We start from the raw sequence: 18,961 nt of genomic DNA, 5'->3' as shown, positions 1-18,961 counted from the left end.
GACACGCCATGACCACTCTTGCATCGCCCAAGAACGGCGGCCGCCGTCGCCCGCTCAGCCGGCCCTTCAACTGGCGCCGCACCATCGCCCTGACCCTCCTCGTCCTGGCCATCGCCGTGAGCATCCTGCCCTTCTACTGGGTGCTGCGCACAGCTCTGTCCTCCAACGGCTCCCTCGCCGCGAACTCCGCCAACCTGCTGCCGGCCGACTTCAACCTTGGCGCATTCAAGCGTGTCTTCGGCCTCCAGAGTGCGTCCGAAGCCATCGCAGAAGGCGGCTCGGGCGCTTCGATCAACTTCTGGCAGTACCTTTGGAACTCGCTGCTCTTCTCCGGCATCACTACAGCCTGCGCGGTGTTCTTCAGCTCAATGGCCGCCTATGCTTTCTCCCGGCTGCGGTGGAAAGGCCGCGACGCGGTCTTCTCCCTGTTCCTTGCCACCATGCTGGTCCCGCCGATCTTCACCGCTCTGCCCAACTTCCTGCTCATCAAGAACCTGGGCCTGCTGAATTCCATGCTCGGACTCGTGCTGCCTTACCTGTTCATGACCCCGTTCGCGATCTTCTTCATGCGCCAGTTCTTCCTGAACATGTCCAGGGAAGTTGAAGAAGCTGCAATGCTCGACGGCGCCAAGCACTGGCGGATCTTCTTCCAGATCATCATGCCCAACGCCGCTGCCCCGATCGCGACCTTGGCCCTGCTGACGTTCATGGGCCAGTGGAACGAATACTTCTGGCCCCTGCTCGTCGGCACCTCCGAGGAATCCCGGGTGCTCACAGTGGGACTGGGAGTCTTCAAATCCCAGTCCCCGCAAGGGGCACCGGACTGGTCCGGGCTCATGGCCGCAACGCTCGTGTCCGCCACGCCCGTGCTGATCCTCTTCGCCATCTTCGGCAAACGAATAGTCAACTCCATCGGCTTCAACGGCACAAAATAGCTTTCTCCCCCGCGGAAACCGGCATGTGCCGGCACGCACCCCATCCCGTCCTGAAAGGACCAACCATGATGAACAAGAAGGCGTTAGGCACCGTCGCCGTCGCAGCAGCTGCTGTCCTCGCACTGTCGGCCTGCTCGGGCGGAAGCTCCGGAGGGAGTTCCGGAGGAGACGCTGCCAAGGGCGAGATCAGTTACTGGCTCTGGGACGCCAATCAGCTCCCTGCCTACCAGCAGTGCGCCACTGACTTCACCAAGGCCAACCCGGACATCACCGTCAAGATCACCCAGACCGGTTGGGACGACTACTGGTCCAAGCTCACCAACGGCATGGCCTCCGGCACCGCACCGGACGTCTTTACGGACCACCTGTCCAAGTACCCCGACTTCCTCAAGACCAAGCAGCTGGTGGCCCTTGACGACAGCATCACGGAGGACAAGGTAGACCTTTCCCAGTACAACGAAGGCCTCGCAGACCTCTGGGTGGGCCAGGACGGCAAGCGCTACGGCCTGCCCAAGGACTGGGACACCGTCGCACTGTTCTACAACCAGAAGATGGCCACCGACGCCGGCATCACCCCTGAACAGATGGGCTCCCTGACCTGGAACCCGCAGGACGGCGGAACGTACGAGAAGGCAATCGCCCGACTCACCGTGGACAAGAACGGCAAACGCGGCGACGAGGCAGGCTTCGACAAGAACAATGTTGCCGTCTACGGATTGGGCCTGCCGGGCTCCGACGCCGAGAACGCCGGCCAGACACAGTGGAGCTACCTGTCCGCCACCACCGGCTGGACCACCACAGACAAGAACCCCTGGGGCACCCATTTCAACTACGACGACAAAAAACTCCAGGACACCATCGACTGGTGGGCCTCGCTCGCCGTGAAGGGCTACATGCCCAAACTTGAAACCACCGTTGGCGCCAACGCTGCCGACAGCTTCGGCGCAGGCAAGGCCGCCATCAACAGCAATGGTTCCTGGATGATCGGCCAATACACCGGCTACAAGGGCATCAACGTCGGCATCGCCCCCACACCTCAGGGCCCCGAAGGCAAGCGCGCCTCCATGTTCAATGGCCTGGCCGATTCCGTTTGGGCCGGCACCAAGAAGAAGGACGCCGCCATCAAGTGGGTCGAATACCTCGGCTCCGCCGCCTGCCAAGATGTCGTGGCTTCCAAGGCCGTCGTGTTCCCGGCCATCACCACCTCCTCCGAGAAGGCCGCAGACGCCTTCAAGGCCAAGAACGTAGACGTCAGCGCCTTCACCCAGCATGTGAAGGACAAGACCACTTTCATGCTCCCGATCACGGACAACGCCGCCAAGGTTTCGGGAATCATGAAGCCGGCCATGGACGCGGTAATCGCTGGCAAGTCCCCGGCCAGTTCCCTGACGGCCGCCAACGAACAGGTCAATGCCCTCTTCGCGAAGTAAACCAAGCCGTTGCGGGGCCCGCTCTGCGCGCTAATTCCTTCGCGAAGCACGCAGAGCGGGCCCCACAACACCCCACACGACTCGATTTGAAAGTGACTCCATACATGCACCCGCTCCATCTCCGTTCCGCAGGTACCAGCTTGGTGATCAGCACCCACCGTGGAGAGGCTGAGATAACGCACTGGGGAGCCGATCTGGGTGACACCTTGCCGGACCTGTCCATCCTCAACGAGCCCATCCCGCCGTCGTCCATCGATGCGAACGTCCCCGCAGGGCTCGTCCCCCAGGCTTCGTCGTCATGGCAGGGGCGGCCGGGTTTTCGCGGCCACCGCTTCACAGATGGCGTACCCGGCTTTGACTTCTCGGTACGCCTTCGCGTGGTGAGCGCGACGGCGGACGCCAACTCCGCGGTAATCGTCCAAGCGGATCCCGACGCCGGCATCACGGTGACCAGCAACCTCACCTTGCACCCGGGCGGGCTTCTCGAACTGCGGCACACGGCAACGAACGACGGCACGTCGCCTTTCCAGGTGGATGAGTTGGCGACAATGCTCCCGGTGGCACCTGACGCCGTCGAACTTCTGGACCTGACCGGCCGCTGGTGCCGTGAGCGGCACCCACAACGGCGCACCATCCAACAGGGAACCTGGGTCCGCACAGGCCGGCACGGACGGACTGGACATGACTCCTCGCTCCTGCTTGCGGCCGGAACAGCCGGCTTCGGAAACCGGCACGGCAAGGTGTGGGCTACACACTTGGCATGGAGCGGGAACCACGAGCAGTTTGCGGACAACGTTGCCGATGGCCGCACCATGATGGGCGGTTCGGAACTGCTGGGGCCGGCCGAAGTAGTCCTGCAGCCCGGCGAAAGCTACACGACTCCCGCAATGTTTGCGGCTTACTCAGACCGGGGACTGGACGGGATCTCCGAGGCCTTCTACGCGTGGTTCCGTTCACGGCCGCACCATGTGAGCAAGCGGCGCCCAGTCGTCCTCAACACCTGGGAAGCGGTGTACTTCGACCACAAACTGGACACCTTGATCGAGCTGGCCGAGTCAGCTGCGGACCTCGGGGTTGAGCGTTTCGTGCTCGACGACGGTTGGTTCCGCGGGCGCCGCGACGACCACGCCGGGTTGGGCGACTGGTATGTGGACGAGACCGTTTGGCCTGGCGGACTGACGCCGTTGATTGACGCCGTGACCAGCCGCGGTATGGAGTTTGGTCTGTGGGTTGAACCGGAAATGGTCAACCTGGACTCCGACGTCGCCAGAGCTCATCCGGAATGGGTTGTGGGCCCCTCAGCAGTTTCCTATAAGGACGGCGGCCGTCTGCCCCTTGGGTGGCGGCAGCAGCACGTGATCGACCTCGTGAACCCCGACGCATGGCAGTACATCTACGATCGCATTGACGCGCTGCTGCGTGAGAACGACATCAGCTACCTCAAGTGGGACCAGAACCGCGACTTGCTGGAGCACGGACACGCGGGCCGGGCTTCGGTGCACGAGCAAACCCTGGCCGCATACCGGCTGTTCGATGCGCTCCATGCAGCCCACCCAGGGGTTGAGATCGAAAGCTGCTCCTCCGGTGGCGCCCGCGTGGACCTTGGGATCCTGGAATGGACCGACCGGATCTGGGCTTCAGACTGCAACGACGCCTTGGAACGGCAAACCATCCAACGATGGACCGGAATGGTGGTCCCGCCGGAACTGGTGGGCGGGCACATCGGCCCCACCACGTCGCACACCACCGGGCGGACGCATGACCTCTCATTCCGCGCTATCACGGCGTTGTTTGGACACTTCGGCATGGAGTGGGACGTCCGCACTGTGCAGGGTGCGGAGCGCGAGGAGCTCAAGCGCTTCATCGGGCTCTACAAGGAACACCGAGGCCTCATCCACAGTGGAGGGATGGTTCGCGCCGATGTGCCGGACGAGTCGCTGATGGTGCACGGCGTGGTGGCTGACGCTCCAACGTCCGGTGCCACGGCCGCTCTTTTCGCCGTGGTGAAGACCCGGACAGGCTTTAGCGAACTGCCCGGACGGGTGACCATTCCGGGGTTGGATCCGTCCCGGACGTACCGGGTGGAGGCGATCTTCCCTGCAGCGGGGGACGCCGACTACGGGCACACGTTCACTGAGGCAAAGCCGGCGCCGTGGGTGGCGTCCGGGGCTGAAGCGACGGGACGGTTCCTGGGCGAGGTGGGCCTTCCGATGCCGGTCCTGAACCCGGAGCACGCCATCCTGCTGCGGTTCACTGCCCTCTGACGCTCGGTCACATCCCTCGGTTTTCAGGGGAACCCTCGCTCACATCCCTCGTGCTTCAAACAAACGCTCGCTCACGGTTAACACAAAGAAGCCGCCCTGGTTCACAACCAGGGCGGCTTTTTCGTTGCTGTTTAGCGTGAGCGCTGGCGGAGGCGCTGCATGTCCAGGATCACCACGGCGCGGGCTTCCAGACGGAGCCAGCCGCGCTGAACGAACTCGGCGAGTGCCTTGTTCACGGTTTCGCGGGAAGCGCCCACCAGCTGGGCAAGTTCTTCCTGGGTGAGCTCGTGGGCAACCAGGACGCCGTCGGTGGCGGGGCGGCCAAAGCGGTCTGCCAGGTCCAGGAGGGCCTTGGCTACGCGGCCCGGGACGTCCGAGAAGACGAGGTCGGAAAGGGAGTCATTGGTGCGGCGAAGGCGGCGGGCCAAAGCCTGCAGCAGCTGTGCGGACACCTCGGGGCGCGTGCGGAGCAAGGCGTTGAGGCTCTCGTTCTTGAGACCGGCCAGGCGGGTTTCCGAGACGGCGGTGGCCGTTGCTGTACGCGGGCTGGGGTCGAACAACGCCATTTCGCCGAAGAGCTCACCCGGGCCGAGGATGGCCAGGAGCGACTCGCGGCCATCGGGGGACGTGCGGCCGAGCTTTACCTTGCCGGAAACGATGAAGTAGAGCTGGTCACCCTGGTCGCCTTCGCGGAACACCGAAGCTCCACGTGAAAGGTCCACCTCGGTGAGCTCGTCCGTCAGCAAGCGGAATGCGTCGTCGTCAAGGGTGGCGAAGAGGGGTGCGCGGCGCAATACCTCGATGTCCATGAAATCTCCTGAATATAAGTTTCGGTCGTGGCGCTCAGGCCATTGTTTCAGAATTTTTAAGCTTCTGTGACGTACTTGGCACGTGAAACGCTGAAATGGCGCGGGTTTCGGGGCATCCAGCCCCTCCTGACGCCCCTTAACGGGGGTAGAAGCGGCCCATACCGTGACCGGACTAACGGTTGGTTGTCAGGGTGGCCACCTAGAATTGGCGCTAACCCGGCTATGAGGAGCATTGGTGTTTGGCTTGACGATATTGGATTTGGCATTGATCTTGATGCTGCTGTCCTACCTGATCTATGGTCTGCGGAACGGCTTCATGGTCACGCTGGGTGGAATCGCGGGGTTCGTCGTCGGCGCCATTGCGGCCTTCATGGCAGTTCCACTCGTCAGCGGCTGGGTGACCGACAGCGGTTGGAGGCTGACCGCCACGGTGGGTGCCGCCGTCGTGCTTATCGCTTTGGGGCACGGGCTCGGCACCATGATCGGGCGTAAAGTCCGCCACGCTGTGCGGATCAAGCCGTTGCATGCTGTGGACCGATTGATCGGTGGCGTGGTGAGCGTTGTCGTGGCGGCGCTGGTGATGTCCATGCTCGCGTTCAGCATCAGTTCTCTCGGCGTGCCGTTCGTTTCGCAGCAATTGGCCGAGTCCCGTGTCATTCGTTACATCGACAATGTGACTCCTACGCCCGTCAAGAGCACCATGGCACAGCTGCGGTCCACGGTGATCGGCGACGGAATTCCCAAGCTCATTGAGGGCGTTGGCCCCGTCACACCGGTGCCCGTTCCCAACGAGTCAACCGACACTCCAGCCCTCAACCAGGCCGCCGATTCTGTCCTCAAGATCGCCGGCACCGCATTCGAATGCGGGCAGAACCAGACCGGTTCCGGATTCGTGGTCTCGCCCGGGCGCGTCGTCACCAATGCGCATGTTGTGGCGGGCGTGTCGCAGCCGGTTGTGGAAGTTCCCGACGGCGGTGCGTTGCCGGGTCGGGTGGTGTACTTCGACTCCCAGCGGGACATCGCCGTCCTGGCCGTGGATGGTCTTCAATCCGACCCGCTGCCATTGAGTGCCGATTTGGCGGCGGGCAGTCCCGCCGCTTTTGCGGGGTACCCGCACGGCGGTCCGTTCCAATCCAAGCCGGCTACGGTACAAGGCATTTCAACCATTCTGGTTCCCGATATTTACGGCAACAATCCTTCGCCGGAGCTGGTCTACAGGCTGGCGGGCGACGTCCAGCCGGGTAACTCAGGTGGTCCCCTGCTGACTATGCAGGGGCAGGTGGCCGGGCTGATCTTCGCCAAGACCACCACAGATGCCGCCCTCGGCTTCGCCCTCACCATGCAGGACCTGGAACCGGTGGCCGCGCAGGCTCCCGGCCTCAGCGACCCCGTCTCGGCAGGTCAGTGCACCCGTAAGTAGCGTTCCCGCATCGTGGGTGTTTTCGGATGCCCAGCGCTCACTGAGCGGGCACAGTTCCCGCACACTCCCGCACCGCTATAGATTGGGAGCCATGACTGAAGCCACTCCCGCCGCCGAAGCCGGTCGCGGCACCATCCTTGTGATCAACGGCCCCAACCTGAACCTCCTGGGCACCCGAGAGCCGGAGAAGTACGGAACGTCCACGCTGGCGGATGTGGAGCGACTGGCGATGACTGCGGCCGCGGCCCATGGCTTCACAGTTGATTGCGTGCAGTCGAACCATGAGGGTGACCTCCTGGACGCCATCCACGCTGCGCGAGGTAGCGCCGTCGGGATCGTGATCAACGCCGGGGCCTTCACGCATACTTCCGTGGCCCTTCGTGACGCCTTGGCCGCAGTGCAGCTACCCGCCGTCGAAGTTCACATCACCAACGTGCACCAACGTGAGGAGTTCCGCCACCACTCGTACCTCTCGGGTGTGTGCAACGCGATCATCGTTGGCGCAGGTGTGCTCGGCTACAAGCTGGCCATCGAGTACCTGGCAGACGCGGTCTAACAAAGAGGGATGTGAGCGAGCGTTCCACCCAAGCGCGAGGGATGTGAGCGAGCGTTGCACTCAAGCGCGAGGGATGTGAGAGATCGTCTTAGCGCTCCCGCTGGGGCTCCCCTGCCACGGTGCGGGCGGCTTCAACCTCGAGCATCAGGATTCCGCCCTCGTCCACCAGTTTCGCCTGGTACACATGAGCCTTCCGTTTGTAGCTCAGGTAAGCGATGCAGCCGTTGGCGTTGGCCATCTTTTCGAGCATGATTTCCGAGCCCGGTACCAGGAGCTGACCAAGCTTGAGGCCAACGGTATTTTCCTGGCCAACTTCGTCACCGAGTGCTGAGGTATCCCGCAGGGCGATGGCTTCGGCGGCGGTGACCCAGCGGCCCCACACCCCTTTACTACCAAGGATGGTGGGTTGCTGGTTCACGGGGACGGTGGCAGCGAAGTATCGGGTGTTGAAACGCGCATGCGCGAAGTCCGGGCTGAGCCAGTTCACCAGTGGCTTCAGGAGGTCCGTGCGGAGGGAGAGCCCGCGCTTGGAGAGCATCTCTGTGAAGGACTTCTCCTGGGCGGCCACAGCCTCCCGGGCGCGCATCCAGTCGACGGTGGAGTTCGCCTCGACCGTAGAGGAAGCATCAGGGCCTGCGAGCAGGACGCCTGTTTCTTCGAAGAGTTCGCGGATGGCGCCCACAACGTGACGGCGGGCGAGCCCGACGTCGTCCGTTCCCATCTGCTCAGCCCAATGCTGAGGTGAGGGGCCCAACCAACCCACGGGGTCGTCGTCGGACGGATCCAGGGATCCGCCCGGGAACGCGACAACGCCCAACGGCGAGGCTCCCGGCCTGTACCCAAGCCAGGTTTCCAAGCCGGTGGGCGAGTCGCGCAACAGCACGACGGAGGAGGCGTAGCGGGCGGCCCTTGGGGTCCGTTCGCCAAGCTCAAGCCAGTTTCGTGCTGCCCCTTCGAGTTCCGGGGGCAGTACGAACAGACGGCGGGCAAGCTGCGGCAATTGGGTGAACCGGTTCCTTAGCTGAATTCAGCAATGAGCTCGACTTCTACAGGAGAGTCGAGCGGCAGGACAGAAACGCCGACGGCGGAGCGTGCGTGCTTGCCTGCGTCACCAAATACCTGGCCGAGGAGTTCGGACGCACCGTTGATCACGCCGGGCTGGCCGGTGAAGGTGGGCTCTGAGGACACGAAGCCCACCACCTTGACTATGCGGGTGACGCGGTCCAGATCGCCGATGACGCTCTTGACTGCAGCGAGGGCGTTGATGGCGCAGAGGGCTGCGTAGCGCTTGGCGTCCTCCGGATCTACGGTGGGTTCATCGGACGCGCCCAACTCGCCGAGGGAAACCTTGCCCGTAGCTTCGAGTTTGCCGTTAATAAAGGGCAGCTGTCCTGACGTGTAAACGTAGTTGCCGGAGACGATTGCCGGCACGTAGTCGGCTACGGGTGCGGCGACCTCCGGAAGAGTGAGTCCGAGCTCGGCCAGACGCTGCTCAACAGCAGATGTGGGGGCGCCGGATTCCGCGGCAGACGTGGTTTCTGCGGGGGTTGTCATGATTACTGCTTCTCCCTCTTCAGGTATGCAACAAGGCCTTTGCCATCGGGGCCACCGACGACCTGGACGAGCTCCCAGCCGTCCTCGCCCCACTGGTCCAGGATCTGCTTCGTAGCGTGAATAATGAGCGGAATCGTGGCGTACTCCCATTTGGTCATGACAGAAAGCCTAGCCCTTGCCGGTAAAGTGGAAAACATGGTGACTCGCAAGAACCCACTATTCGACACTGCCACCACCCTCGGAAAGATTCTAGGCTTCCTTGGTGTGAGCGCGATTTGTGGCGTCCTGGTGGCGGGCCTTTTGGTCCCCGCAGCCGCCGTTTCCGGCAGTGCCGCAAGTGGTTCAATCCAGTTCTTTGACACTCTTCCGGCCGAACTGCAGGTGGATCCGCCCGCCCAGAACACCACGATTCTGGCCAAGGACGGTTCGCCGATCGCATCGATCTACGCAGAGAACCGGACCAAGGTTCCGCTGGATCAAATGAGCCCGTTCATCAAGGACGCTGTCATCGCTATCGAGGACAGCCGTTTTTATGAGCACGGCGGCATTGACACCACCGGCATCATGCGAGCCATCGTCAGCACCGCCCGCGGCAACAAGCAGGGCGCGTCCACCATCACGCAGCAGTACGTGAACAACGTCATCAACGAATCCCTCGTCGCGGCTGACCGGGAAGAGGACGTCAAGCTCAACGGTGGCGGCAAGGGCGTCGGCGACAAGCTCCGTGAAATGAAGCTCGCCATCGCGCTGGAGAAGAAGTTCTCCAAGGAGCAGATCCTTGAGGGCTACCTCAACATCGTGTTCTTCAACCGTGACGCCTACGGCATCGAAGCTGCGTCCAAGTTCTTCTTCAGTGTCTCTGCCAAAGACCTGACGCTTCCTCAAGCCGCCCTTTTGGCCGGCTTGGTCAACAGCCCGTCGGCCTTCGATCCCATCGCTAATCCGGAAAACGCCCAGAAGCGCCGCGACCTTGTGCTGAATTCCATGGTCAACCAGGGCAAGATCACGCAGGCCCAGTACCAAGAGGCTATCGCTACCCCTGTCACCACCAAGGTCACCCCGGCCCGCCAGGGTTGCGCTTATGCCACCATGGCGCCGTACTTCTGTGACTATGTGTTGCACTTGCTGCTGAACAACCCGGCCTACGGTGACACCCCGGATGATCGCGAAAAGCGGGTCATGCGTGGCGGCCTCACCATCCAGACCACTCTCGATCCGACTGCACAGACCGTCGCGCAGCAGCAGGTGGACGCAACGGCTGGCGCCAACCCGGACAAGTGGGGCGCATCGATCGTCTCCGTCCAGCCGGGCACCGGCCAGATCGTGAGCATGGCCCAGAACACTGTTTGGCTGCCTCAAGAGGGCAAGTTCGATCAGACGCAGAACTTCAACGTGGACGTTTTGGACGCCAACGGCAATGACCTCAACGGCATTGGTGGATTCCAGCCTGGTTCCACAATGAAGCCCTTCACCTTCGCCCAGTGGCTGAACGAGGGCAAGTCGATGAACCAAAACGTCAACGCTTCCCGCCGGACCTATCAGCAGAATTTCCCTTGGCGGAACACGTGCCCCACCCCGGTCAACGGTTTCTACGACAAGAGCGTGCCTGGCAGTTTCGACCTCCAGAACTCTGACGAAGGCTACTACCGGAACATGACCGTTCTCTACGGCCTCCAGAACTCCATCAACACTGCGACTTTTGCTTCCGCAGCCCAGGTGGATCTCTGTGGAATTCAGGGAATAGTCGACGCCACAGGCATTCACGGCGGTCTCCCTGCCCGGGACGACACCGGCAAGGTCACCGATCCAAACCCCAAGGTCACAATGACCACGTTGTCCAACCTGATCGGCGCTACGCAGACCGCACCGCTGACCATGGCTGCTTCGTTTGCCAGCTTCGCGGCTGACGGTAAATACTGCGAACCGATCGCTATCACTTCGGTGAAGGATCAGTCCGGAGCCGAGCTTCCCGCGCAATCTTCCAGCTGCCGTGACGCTGTAAAGCCTGAAGTAGCCCGCGGCGTTGCGTACGCCATGGGTAAGGTGCTCGACGAGGGTTCAGGTTCCTTGATCCGCCCGGCTCTTAACTCCAAGAACTTCCCGGTGGCTGCCAAGACCGGTACCAACGACTCCAACGGTTCCACCTGGGTTGTCGGCTACACTAGCGGCTTGGCGACTGCGTCTTGGTTCGGTGACCCCTTGGGTGACCAGCTTCGTCCGGGCCGCAACCTCACGGTCAACGGCAAGTTCTACCCCGCAATCGACGGCTACATGATCGCAGGCCCGCAGTTCACCAACTACATGCTGGCGGTTGCACCCGCTTACGGAACCAACCCGTTCCAGCAGCCGCCGTCGAACTTGCTCGGTGCAGCGACGCCTCAGCCGCGGAACAACGCCCCGTCCAACAACACGCCGTCCACCGCGCCCAACCCGCCGTCCAACGGGAACGGGAACAACGGCAACGGTAACAACGGCAACGGCAATAAGGACTAAGCATGTCCTTCAGCGATTCACTGGCAAACCGCGTCCGCACTGTCGGGCGCGGTTTCGCCGTCACTGCTGCCGTCGGTGCCGCAGCAGGCGCAGCAGCCGCCGCCTACGGTTGGTGGGAGAAGGACCAGTTTGAGGTCCGCCACGAAACCCTGCCCATCCTCCCGGCCGGTTCAGCCCCACTCCGTGTCCTGCACCTGAGCGACATCCATTTCGTGCCGGGCCAGGACAAAAAAGCACAATGGCTGCAGTCGCTGGCGGACCTCAAGCCTGACCTAGTGGTCAACACGGGCGACAACCTCAGTCACGCCAAGGCCGTCGATCCCCTGATCAACGCCCTGCGGCCCCTGCTGGAGTTCCCGGGCGTTTTCGTTCCGGGCTCCAACGATTACTACGCCCCGCGTATCAAAAACCCTGTGGGCTACTTCCGTGGTCCTTCCCGGATGCGCACCGATCCCATTGCCTTGGACTGGCCGAAGCTCCGCTCGGCCTTCGGCATGGGAGGCTGGATCGACCTCACCAATCGTGCCCAGTCAGTGGTGCTGAACGGGCTGCGCTTCGACTTCTCCGGAGTCGATGACCCCCACCTGAACCGCGAACGATATGCCGGCTGGCCCCGCGGAACGGTCAACCAGGATGCCCGTCCGCACCTGAAGGTGGCCGTCATTCACGCTCCTTACCAGCGAGTGCTTGACCACTTCACGGAGGCCGCGGCGGACCTGATCCTGGCCGGCCACACACACGGCGGCCAGATCTGCATCCCCGGTTACGGTGCGCTCGTCGCCAACTGCGACCTCCCCAATTGGCGTGCCAAAGGCCTCCACGATTGGGAAAGCGATAGCTTTACGGCGCCGGTGAACGTCTCCGGCGGCATTGGCACGTCCCGCTTCGCACCTGTCCGCATCGCGTGCCGCCCGGAAGCAGTGCTGCTGACGCTCACGTCCCGCAGCTAAAGTCCGAGGGATCATTACGATCCCCAATAACTGGGTCAAACATTTCACCTTCATTGCGTGGTCCTGTGAAACGAATCATGCCATGGCATAGGGTAGTTGCTACGGGAAACTACCTCCGCACCATCTGAAGATCCAGCTGTTGAGAAGCGGGCATGTCCAAGCAAACGTCATTCTTCACCTCCGTCGGCCGCCTGTACCCTCACGTGCGGCCCATCCTCCCCCGACTATTCATGGGCCTGATCTGCGCCCTGTTGGCCAGCATCGTTGCGCTGACCATCCCGCAAGTCCTGCGGGTTCTTGTCAACAACTCCCTCCAGCCCGGCGGTTCCACGGACGCCGTCTGGATTGCCGCCGTCGTAATTCTTGCTCTGGGTATTGCTGAAGCGGGGCTGGTGGCTTTGCGCCGGCAGTTCGTCATCAACCCCGCAACCACTGTCGAGACCCGGATGCGGGTGACTCTTTACGGCCACCTGCAGCAGCTCACTGTTGCTTTCCACGACCGTTGGGGTTCCGGCCAGCTGCTCTCACGCGCCATGACGGACCTGAGTTTCCTGCGTCGCTGGATGGCTTTCGGCGCGATCATGCTGGTGGTCACCACGCTGACTGTGATCATCGGCGTCGGAGTGATGTTCTCCATGAGCTGGCAGCTGGCACTCATCTTCCTTGCAGCGGCCGTTCCGATCATGATCAATTCGTTCCGCTTCCGCCGCCGCTTCAGTTTGGTCACCCGCCTTAGCCAGGACCAAGCCGGCGACCTCGCCACCACCGTGGAGGAATCCGTCCACGGCATCCGGGTCCTGAAAGCTTTCGGGCGGAGCCGCGAAGCGCTGGAGAACTTCAACGGCCAGGCAGAAGAACTGCGTCAGACCGAGATCGCCAAGGCTAAGCAGCAGGCCGGCTTCACACTGGTGGTTACGCTGCTTCCGGAGTTGGCGCTGGGCTTCGGGTTGGTGGTGGGCATCATGCTCGCCGCGAGTGGAGAGCTCAGCATTGGTGCTTTGGTGGCGTTCTTCGCAACAGCTGCCGTGGTGGCCACGCCGGTGGAATTCTCCGGCATGCTGCTGGCCATGGCTCTGACCGCCAAGACCGCCTTGGACCGTCACTTCGAGGTGATGGACACGGAAAACACCATCACCTCGCCGGATCGGGCTGCGGTTCCGGAAACCGTGAAGGGCGCATTGCGCTTTGAGCACGCAGGTTTCGGATTCGACGACGGCGGCACCCTCCTGCACGACGTCACCCTGGATGTCCGCCCAGGCGAGACCATGGCCCTTGTGGGCATCACGGGTAGCGGCAAGAGCGCCCTCCTCCAACTGGTCCCCCGCCTCTATGACGTCACCGAGGGCGCCGTGACGATTGACGGCGTGGACGTCCGCGACTACGACATCGACGAGCTGCGAAAGATCGTTGCCGTGGCGTTCGAGGACACCACGCTGTTCTCCAGTTCGGTCCGGGACAACGTCCTCCTGGGCGCTCCGGAGCCGAGCGCTGCCGCCTTGGACGAGGCCTTGGACGTGGCACAGGCGCAGTTCGCCTACTCATTGCCGGACGGCCTGGACACACTGATCGGCGAGGAAGGGCTGAGCCTGTCCGGAGGCCAGCGGCAACGTATCGCCCTGGCCCGCGCGATCGCCGCGAAGCCCAAGGTTCTGGTCCTTGACGATCCCCTGTCTGCCCTGGATGTGAATACCGAGGAACGTGTGGAGGCCAGGTTGCGAGAGGTCCTGCGCGAGACCACCACCTTAATCGTCGCGCACCGCCCCTCCACTGTGGCCTTGGCGGACCGGGTGGCGTTGCTCGAAAACGGGACCATCACCGCCGTCGGGACCCATACGGAACTGTTGGCCGAGAACGATCACTACCGCTACGTCATCGCCAGCCTGGACGCCGGCCCGAAGGACCTGGACACCGAACTGGACGAGCTCGAAGAAGCAGAGGAGGTCCGCCGGTGAGTGCCGCAACGTTTGGAACCGCCAACGAGGACAACACACTCCTCACCAAAGCAGACAGCAAAGCCGTACGACGCCGGTCGCTCACCTTGCTTGCCTCGCTCATCCGCCCTGTACGCTTGCGTTTCTGGCTGACGATCGTGATGGTGGTGGTCTCGCAGCTCACCCGCGTCGCCGGACCTGCACTGATCGCCTTTGGCATCGATAACGCCCTTCCTGCACTGCAGTCGGGCGACAACGGGCCGTTGGTGCTGGCTGGTTCTCTCTACTTGGCGGCTGCGATCGCCACGGCTGGAATGACTGCGCTGTACGTGACCTCGACTGCCCGACTCAGCCAGGCCATGCTGCTGGATCTGCGGCTGCGGGTCTTCCGGCACACCCAGCGGTTGAGCCTTGAGTTCCACGAGAAGTACACCTCTGGTCGCATCATTGCCCGGCAGACCTCGGACCTTGAGGCGCTGCGTGAACTGTTGGATTCCGGGGTGAGTTCCCTGGCGTCGGGCATGCTGTTCATGGTGTTCACCGCTGTGACTGTTTTTGCTTTGGATTGGCAAAGCGGACTGATTGTCCTCGCGGCCGGCGTGCCCATGTTCTTCCTTGCCCGTTGGTACCAGAAGCACTCGCAGATCGCGTTCCGTGAGTCGCGTGTGGTGTCTGCCCGGCTGATCGTCCACTTCGTGGAAACGATGACCGGTATCCGTGCCGTGAAGGCGTTCCGCAAGGAGCGCGAAAACGCATCCCGGTACGGCGAGCTGGCCGAGGACTACCGCAAGAACACTGTCCGCTCCATCAACTTGAACGGCATCTTCCAGCCGGGCTTGGTGCTGATCGGCAATGTTTGTGTGGCTGTGGTCCTGCTGTTTGGCGGCTTCCGGGTTCTGAGTGGCGACCTGGCTGTTGGTGTCCTGCTGGCACTGATCCTATCTACCAAGCGTTTCTTCCAGCCCGTGGACCAAATGGCTATGTTCTACAACTCCTTCCAGAGTGCACAGGCTGCCTTGGAAAAGGTGTCCGGGCTCCTCGAAGAAGTGCCAACGGTCCGACCGCCCAAGAACCCGGTAAGCCTAAAGAGCTCACGGGGCGAGATTGACTTCAAGGACGTTGAGTTTGGCTACAGCGACGGCAAGGTTGTAGTCCCAAAGCTTGACCTTCACATTCCGGCTGGCCAGACGGTTGCCCTGGTGGGCCAGACGGGTGCGGGAAAGTCGACGTTGGCCAAGCTCGTGGCACGCTTCTACGACGTAACGTCAGGCGCCATCACCCTGGATGGCGTCGATCTTCGTGACCTGCCCACCACAGACCTTCGTCGGGCTGTGGTGATGGTGACGCAGGAGGCGTTCCTGTTCAGCGGCTCCGTGGCGGACAACATAGCGCTGGGCCGGCCTGAAGCGTCCCGTCAAGAGATCGAAGCTGCTGCTGTTGCTGTGGGTGCCCACGAGTTCATCTCCAGCTTGCCCGAAGGATACGACACCGACGTCAACAAGCGGGGTGGGCGCGTGTCCTCCGGTCAGCGCCAACTGATCGGTTTCGCCCGCGCTTTCCTGGCCGCACCTGCCGTGCTGATACTGGATGAGGCGACGTCCTCCCTGGACATCCCTTCTGAGCGCATGGTCCAACAGGGGCTAGCCCATCTCTTGGAGGGAGTGGCTGGTGGCAGGGGGGCCCGCACGGCCATCATCATCGCCCACCGCCTCTCAACGGTGGAGACGGCTGACAGGGTTCTGGTGGTCCACGACGGCCGCATTGTGGAGGACGGGACACCGGCCGAGTTGATCAGCGGTGGCGGACGGTTTGCCCAGCTTCATGGGGCCTGGCGCGACTCATTGGTGTAGCTTCTCTTGGCCGGCCGCTGTGAGGAGCGACACCACCCCCTCGATTTCGCATCACGCATCGATTCAGCTATCCTTGAACAGTTGCTTTCGCAGCGGATCGGGATGTAGCGCAGCTTGGTAGCGCGCTTCGTTCGGGACGAAGAGGTCGCAGGTTCAAATCCTGTCATCCCGACCAGAGTCGCTTTATTCGAACCATGGTTTGAATAGATCGACTTTAGTTTGAACAACAGAGATGGCGTCGAGAAATCGGCGCCATTTTTGGTATCCCGGAATTGCCGGGCAAGTCCGCCTGAATCGCCCAAAAACGGCCCTGTTAGGGACGATTCGGACGATCCTGGAACAGATACCGCCTGTGGCGTTTTGGACGCCCGGAAGGCCGTCCGGGCGGCAAAGATGTCGTCAAAGGGTTCGTTGAGATCCGCGCCAACCGCGCCGTCTTGATAGACAAAGAATCGCATGAAAAAGGATTCGTTGAGGAGCCTCCGAACCTTGTCCGTCCCCTTCTCGTAGTACGCCTTCGGGTCCGGAATCTGATCAAGGGCCTTGGTCAGCAGCTGGCCACCTACGGCAATCTCTTCACCGATGTTGGCGAGACTATCTTCAATACGAGAACGCTGTACACGCAGCTCGTGCATCTTCTCGCGAACCTTCGACGCAGGCAGGATGCCGTCAGCGGCAACGTCGACGAGGCGACTCTCCTTGGCTTCGACTTCCTTCAGTTGATTGGTGTACCTCGCATACATCTCCTTGATGTCCTTCTGCTCACCCAGGAGGGCATCTTCCAGTCGCCTGCGCACATCTTGTTTGAAGTCCTCGTCGAGAACGAGCTGGCTGTAAGAGTCCGCCACGCTGTCCTCGACCAGATAAGCCGGCAGATACGGAAGGCCGCACTTGCCCTCCTGTCGAGCTCGGCAAAAGAAGTATTCGTGAATGGTGCCGCCTCTCCCCTTCGCCTCCGTGTAGATAACGCGGCTCTGTCGGCCGAGCTTGAAGCACTTGCCGCAGTAGAGCATGCCCTTGAGGAAGTGGTTGTGGATACGGTCACGCGAGCCCGCACCACTCCGGGAGCTCAAAATCTCTTGCACTTGATCGAACAGGTCTTGGCCAATGATTGGCTCATGCCGTCCGGGATAGGCATCGCCCTTGTAGACGACGTACCCGACGCAATAGGGGTCCTTCAGCATCTGATGCAGCTTGCTGGCTGAGACGGGCCCTTCGGGGAATCGTGCGGTCTGGCGATTAGTTAAGCCGAGATCCGCCATCGTCGCTTCCAGCTGCTCGATCGAATATCGCCCCGTGGCATACAGCTCGAAGGCCCTGAGGACGAGCGGTGCCCTGACCTCGTCGAGCCCAACGCTGTTGATCATGCGCCCGTCGATGTCCTTGCGGATGTTGAGATACCCGAGCCGAGCCTTGCCCAACGTGCCGCCGTTGACGGCTTTGTTTCGCATCTTGATGCGAATGTCCTCACCGCTCAGTTGGTTCTGCACTTGGTTCATGATGTCGGTGACAGCTTCCATTGCTTCGGCGTAGGTACCCTCACCAAAGTCTTCCCGAGCAGATAGCAAGCGTACGCCGAGCTTATCGAGATGACGCCGCGTGATAGCCGCATCGATGAAATTACAGAAGGCGCGCGATCGCGCGTAGACGATCACGTAATCGACGTCGCGGTTTTTTTGCAGGAACCCGAGAAGGGCTTGAAACACCGGTCGCTTCTCGATGGTCTGAGCTGATACGCCCGGCTCGACGAATTCCTCGATGATGTCCGCGTTGACAGCTTCGGCCTTCTGTTCGCAGATGTCACGCTGCGTGGCGATGGAATTGCCATCCTTATCGATATCAATGGCAGTCTGTGTTTGCTTCTTACTTGAGACGCGCAGATACAGAACTGCCTTACGCGGTCTCAGTGCTTCGACTTCTTCAATCGTCATCGTCAAACTCCTTGTATTTGGGTGCGGCGCTTCATGCGGTACTGCCATGAACGGGAGAACGGTGTGCTTTGCGGCGTGCAGCGTGGAGCAGGTCCGACGATGCCCGTCTGAAGCAGGCGTACGGTCATCGCAGCTTCGGAAACCTGGAAGTAGGCTGCGAGATCAGCCGTACGCTGCATACCGCCGTAGTATGCGCGCTTCAATAGCTTCTTGGGAACCAGCAGGCAGCCAGCAAAGTAATCTGCAGCTTGCTCGGCCTGTTCGGCTGGGGTGGCGTCACGACTGCCGATGTAGAGAGCGTCGGCGCGGTTGTGGTCGATGATGTGCTTGTACTCGTGGGCCAAAGTGAAGCGCTGGCGACAGTAGGGTTCATGCTTGTTGAGCTGAATGATCCAGCTATTGCCATTCCAGAAGCTGGCGCCCGAGACCGGGGCGTCCACGAGTTCGATCTCGATCTTAGGCAGATCGGCAATGAATTCAACTGGCACTGGGCCATTTTCGATCTGATGGAGTTCCAGCAGTCGGGTGGCTTGGTGTTCGGCAACTCGCTTGGCCTCCGCGTGCGAGCGGACTTCCCTGTTAGGAATAAGGCCTCGGAGAGTAGCCAGGACGCTCCGTTCGATATATGTAGAAATATGTTCGTTGGTCATGGCTGTCTCCTTTCTGAGAAGTCGTTTGGTTATTCGTCCTCGCCTTGGGCTGGACCTGTATTTATATCGATGCCATGCCGGGCGGCGACATCACGGAAATGGTCTTCAATTTCACGGACTGCGCTGTCGGGCATATCTTTGAACTTCGTCCGGAGATAGGGACTTAGCGTTGGTAGGTCGGAGCCGCG

The 18,961-nt window shown here is 61.7% G+C and carries 15 protein-coding genes, 1 tRNA gene and 1 pseudogene; 11 read left to right on the top strand and 6 right to left on the bottom strand.

Annotation, left to right across the window (positions count from 1 at the left end):
* The first annotated feature begins 8 nt into the window (after window positions 1-8).
* The 3 genes from AC0J5Z_RS06425 to AC0J5Z_RS06415 all read left to right on the top strand — a co-directional run bounded on the left by AC0J5Z_RS06425 (window position 9) and on the right by AC0J5Z_RS06415 (window position 4,629).
* Window positions 9-935, top strand: a complete 927-nt coding sequence (locus tag AC0J5Z_RS06425) for a carbohydrate ABC transporter permease (RefSeq protein WP_475038270.1) — start codon at window positions 9-11, stop codon at window positions 933-935.
* Window positions 936-1,000: 65 nt separating this feature from the next.
* A complete protein-coding gene (locus AC0J5Z_RS06420) occupies window positions 1,001-2,365 on the top strand; it encodes an ABC transporter substrate-binding protein (RefSeq protein WP_475038269.1) in 1,365 nt (454 codons plus the stop codon).
* Window positions 2,366-2,469: 104 nt separating this feature from the next.
* Complete coding sequence (locus AC0J5Z_RS06415; protein ID WP_475038267.1) at window positions 2,470-4,629, top strand: alpha-galactosidase; 2,160 nt, start codon at window positions 2,470-2,472, stop codon at window positions 4,627-4,629.
* 131 nt (window positions 4,630-4,760) lie between these two features.
* Here AC0J5Z_RS06415 and AC0J5Z_RS06410 read toward each other — a convergent pair whose 3' ends face one another.
* Window positions 4,761-5,438: a Crp/Fnr family transcriptional regulator gene (locus tag AC0J5Z_RS06410; protein ID WP_011775987.1), complete on the bottom strand. Its 678-nt coding sequence runs from the start codon at window positions 5,436-5,438 to the stop codon at window positions 4,761-4,763.
* Between the two features lie 235 nt (window positions 5,439-5,673).
* On the opposite strand from AC0J5Z_RS06410, the gene AC0J5Z_RS06405 reads away from it, so the two are divergent.
* Complete coding sequence (locus AC0J5Z_RS06405) at window positions 5,674-6,858, top strand: MarP family serine protease (protein ID WP_475038266.1); 1,185 nt, start codon at window positions 5,674-5,676, stop codon at window positions 6,856-6,858.
* Window positions 6,859-6,949: 91 nt separating this feature from the next.
* Window positions 6,950-7,414 (top strand): type II 3-dehydroquinate dehydratase, encoded by a 465-nt coding sequence (gene aroQ, locus AC0J5Z_RS06400; protein WP_475038263.1) that lies wholly within the window; start codon window positions 6,950-6,952, stop codon window positions 7,412-7,414.
* A gap of 88 nt (window positions 7,415-7,502) precedes the next feature.
* Here the strand turns inward: aroQ and AC0J5Z_RS06395 are convergent, their stop codons facing one another.
* The 3 genes from AC0J5Z_RS06395 to AC0J5Z_RS06385 are packed head-to-tail and all read right to left on the bottom strand — an operon-like array spanning window position 7,503 to window position 9,126.
* Window positions 7,503-8,414: an NUDIX hydrolase gene (locus AC0J5Z_RS06395; protein ID WP_475038261.1), complete on the bottom strand. Its 912-nt coding sequence runs from the start codon at window positions 8,412-8,414 to the stop codon at window positions 7,503-7,505.
* Between the two features lie 17 nt (window positions 8,415-8,431).
* Window positions 8,432-8,968: a RidA family protein gene (locus tag AC0J5Z_RS06390; RefSeq protein ID WP_091470391.1), complete on the bottom strand. Its 537-nt coding sequence runs from the start codon at window positions 8,966-8,968 to the stop codon at window positions 8,432-8,434.
* 2 nt (window positions 8,969-8,970) lie between these two features.
* Window positions 8,971-9,126, bottom strand: coding sequence for a DUF4177 domain-containing protein (locus AC0J5Z_RS06385; RefSeq protein WP_011775990.1), 156 nt, complete (start codon window positions 9,124-9,126; stop codon window positions 8,971-8,973).
* Between AC0J5Z_RS06385 and AC0J5Z_RS06380 the strand changes: the two genes are divergently transcribed.
* The 6 genes from AC0J5Z_RS06380 to AC0J5Z_RS06355 all read left to right on the top strand — a co-directional run bounded on the left by AC0J5Z_RS06380 (window position 9,125) and on the right by AC0J5Z_RS06355 (window position 17,397).
* Window positions 9,125-11,461, top strand: a complete 2,337-nt coding sequence (locus tag AC0J5Z_RS06380) for a transglycosylase domain-containing protein (protein WP_475038258.1) — start codon at window positions 9,125-9,127, stop codon at window positions 11,459-11,461. The genes AC0J5Z_RS06385 and AC0J5Z_RS06380 overlap by 2 nt on opposite strands.
* Before the next feature lie 2 nt (window positions 11,462-11,463).
* On the top strand, window positions 11,464-12,411 hold the full coding sequence (locus AC0J5Z_RS06375) for a metallophosphoesterase (protein WP_475038256.1): 948 nt from the start codon (window positions 11,464-11,466) through the stop codon (window positions 12,409-12,411).
* A gap of 152 nt (window positions 12,412-12,563) precedes the next feature.
* Window positions 12,564-14,363, top strand: coding sequence for an ABC transporter ATP-binding protein (locus tag AC0J5Z_RS06370; protein ID WP_475038253.1), 1,800 nt, complete (start codon window positions 12,564-12,566; stop codon window positions 14,361-14,363).
* Window positions 14,360-16,192, top strand: coding sequence for an ABC transporter ATP-binding protein (locus AC0J5Z_RS06365; RefSeq protein ID WP_475038250.1), 1,833 nt, complete (start codon window positions 14,360-14,362; stop codon window positions 16,190-16,192). Before AC0J5Z_RS06370 ends, AC0J5Z_RS06365 begins: the two co-directional genes overlap by 4 nt.
* Before the next feature lie 98 nt (window positions 16,193-16,290).
* Window positions 16,291-16,367 (top strand) — tRNA-Pro (locus AC0J5Z_RS06360).
* A 262-nt stretch (window positions 16,368-16,629) separates the two neighbouring features.
* Entirely contained in the window at window positions 16,630-17,397 is a 768-nt protein-coding gene (locus tag AC0J5Z_RS06355; RefSeq protein WP_475038246.1) for a hypothetical protein, read from the top strand.
* On the opposite strand, the pseudogene AC0J5Z_RS06350 reads toward AC0J5Z_RS06355, so the two are convergent.
* Both AC0J5Z_RS06350 and AC0J5Z_RS06345 read right to left on the bottom strand, forming a co-directional pair.
* A pseudogene (locus AC0J5Z_RS06350) lies at window positions 17,314-18,123 on the bottom strand (recombinase family protein); the annotation flags it as partial. The gene AC0J5Z_RS06355 and the pseudogene AC0J5Z_RS06350 overlap by 84 nt on opposite strands.
* Window positions 18,124-18,125: 2 nt before the next feature.
* The gene (locus AC0J5Z_RS06345) at window positions 18,126-18,773 is read right to left on the bottom strand and encodes an ImmA/IrrE family metallo-endopeptidase (RefSeq protein ID WP_475038244.1); all 648 of its coding nucleotides are present in this window, start codon (window positions 18,771-18,773) and stop codon (window positions 18,126-18,128) included.
* Window positions 18,774-18,961 lie beyond the last annotated feature (188 nt).

This window comes from Paenarthrobacter sp. TRD_SC_7 (assembly GCF_056156245.1).
This window is presented reverse-complemented; position numbering and strand designations above follow the sequence as displayed.

Excerpts from the sequence above, each read along its gene's own strand:
- AC0J5Z_RS06415 (WP_475038267.1), top strand. The coding sequence starts at position 2,470 with ATGCACCCGCTCCATCTCCGTTCCGCAGGTACCAGCTTGGTGATCAGC.
- AC0J5Z_RS06420 (WP_475038269.1), top strand. The coding sequence starts at position 1,001 with ATGATGAACAAGAAGGCGTTAGGCACCGTCGCCGTCGCAGCAGCTGCT.
- AC0J5Z_RS06375 (WP_475038256.1), top strand. The coding sequence starts at position 11,464 with ATGTCCTTCAGCGATTCACTGGCAAACCGCGTCCGCACTGTCGGGCGC.
- AC0J5Z_RS06380 (WP_475038258.1), top strand. The coding sequence starts at position 9,125 with ATGACAGAAAGCCTAGCCCTTGCCGGTAAAGTGGAAAACATGGTGACT.
- AC0J5Z_RS06425 (WP_475038270.1), top strand. The coding sequence starts at position 9 with ATGACCACTCTTGCATCGCCCAAGAACGGCGGCCGCCGTCGCCCGCTC.
- aroQ (WP_475038263.1), top strand. The coding sequence starts at position 6,950 with ATGACTGAAGCCACTCCCGCCGCCGAAGCCGGTCGCGGCACCATCCTT.
- AC0J5Z_RS06410 (WP_011775987.1), bottom strand. The coding sequence starts at position 5,438 with ATGGACATCGAGGTATTGCGCCGCGCACCCCTCTTCGCCACCCTTGAC.
- AC0J5Z_RS06370 (WP_475038253.1), top strand. The coding sequence starts at position 12,564 with ATGTCCAAGCAAACGTCATTCTTCACCTCCGTCGGCCGCCTGTACCCT.
- AC0J5Z_RS06385 (WP_011775990.1), bottom strand. The coding sequence starts at position 9,126 with ATGACCAAATGGGAGTACGCCACGATTCCGCTCATTATTCACGCTACG.
- AC0J5Z_RS06345 (WP_475038244.1), bottom strand. The coding sequence starts at position 18,773 with ATGACCAACGAACATATTTCTACATATATCGAACGGAGCGTCCTGGCT.
- AC0J5Z_RS06390 (WP_091470391.1), bottom strand. The coding sequence starts at position 8,968 with ATGACAACCCCCGCAGAAACCACGTCTGCCGCGGAATCCGGCGCCCCC.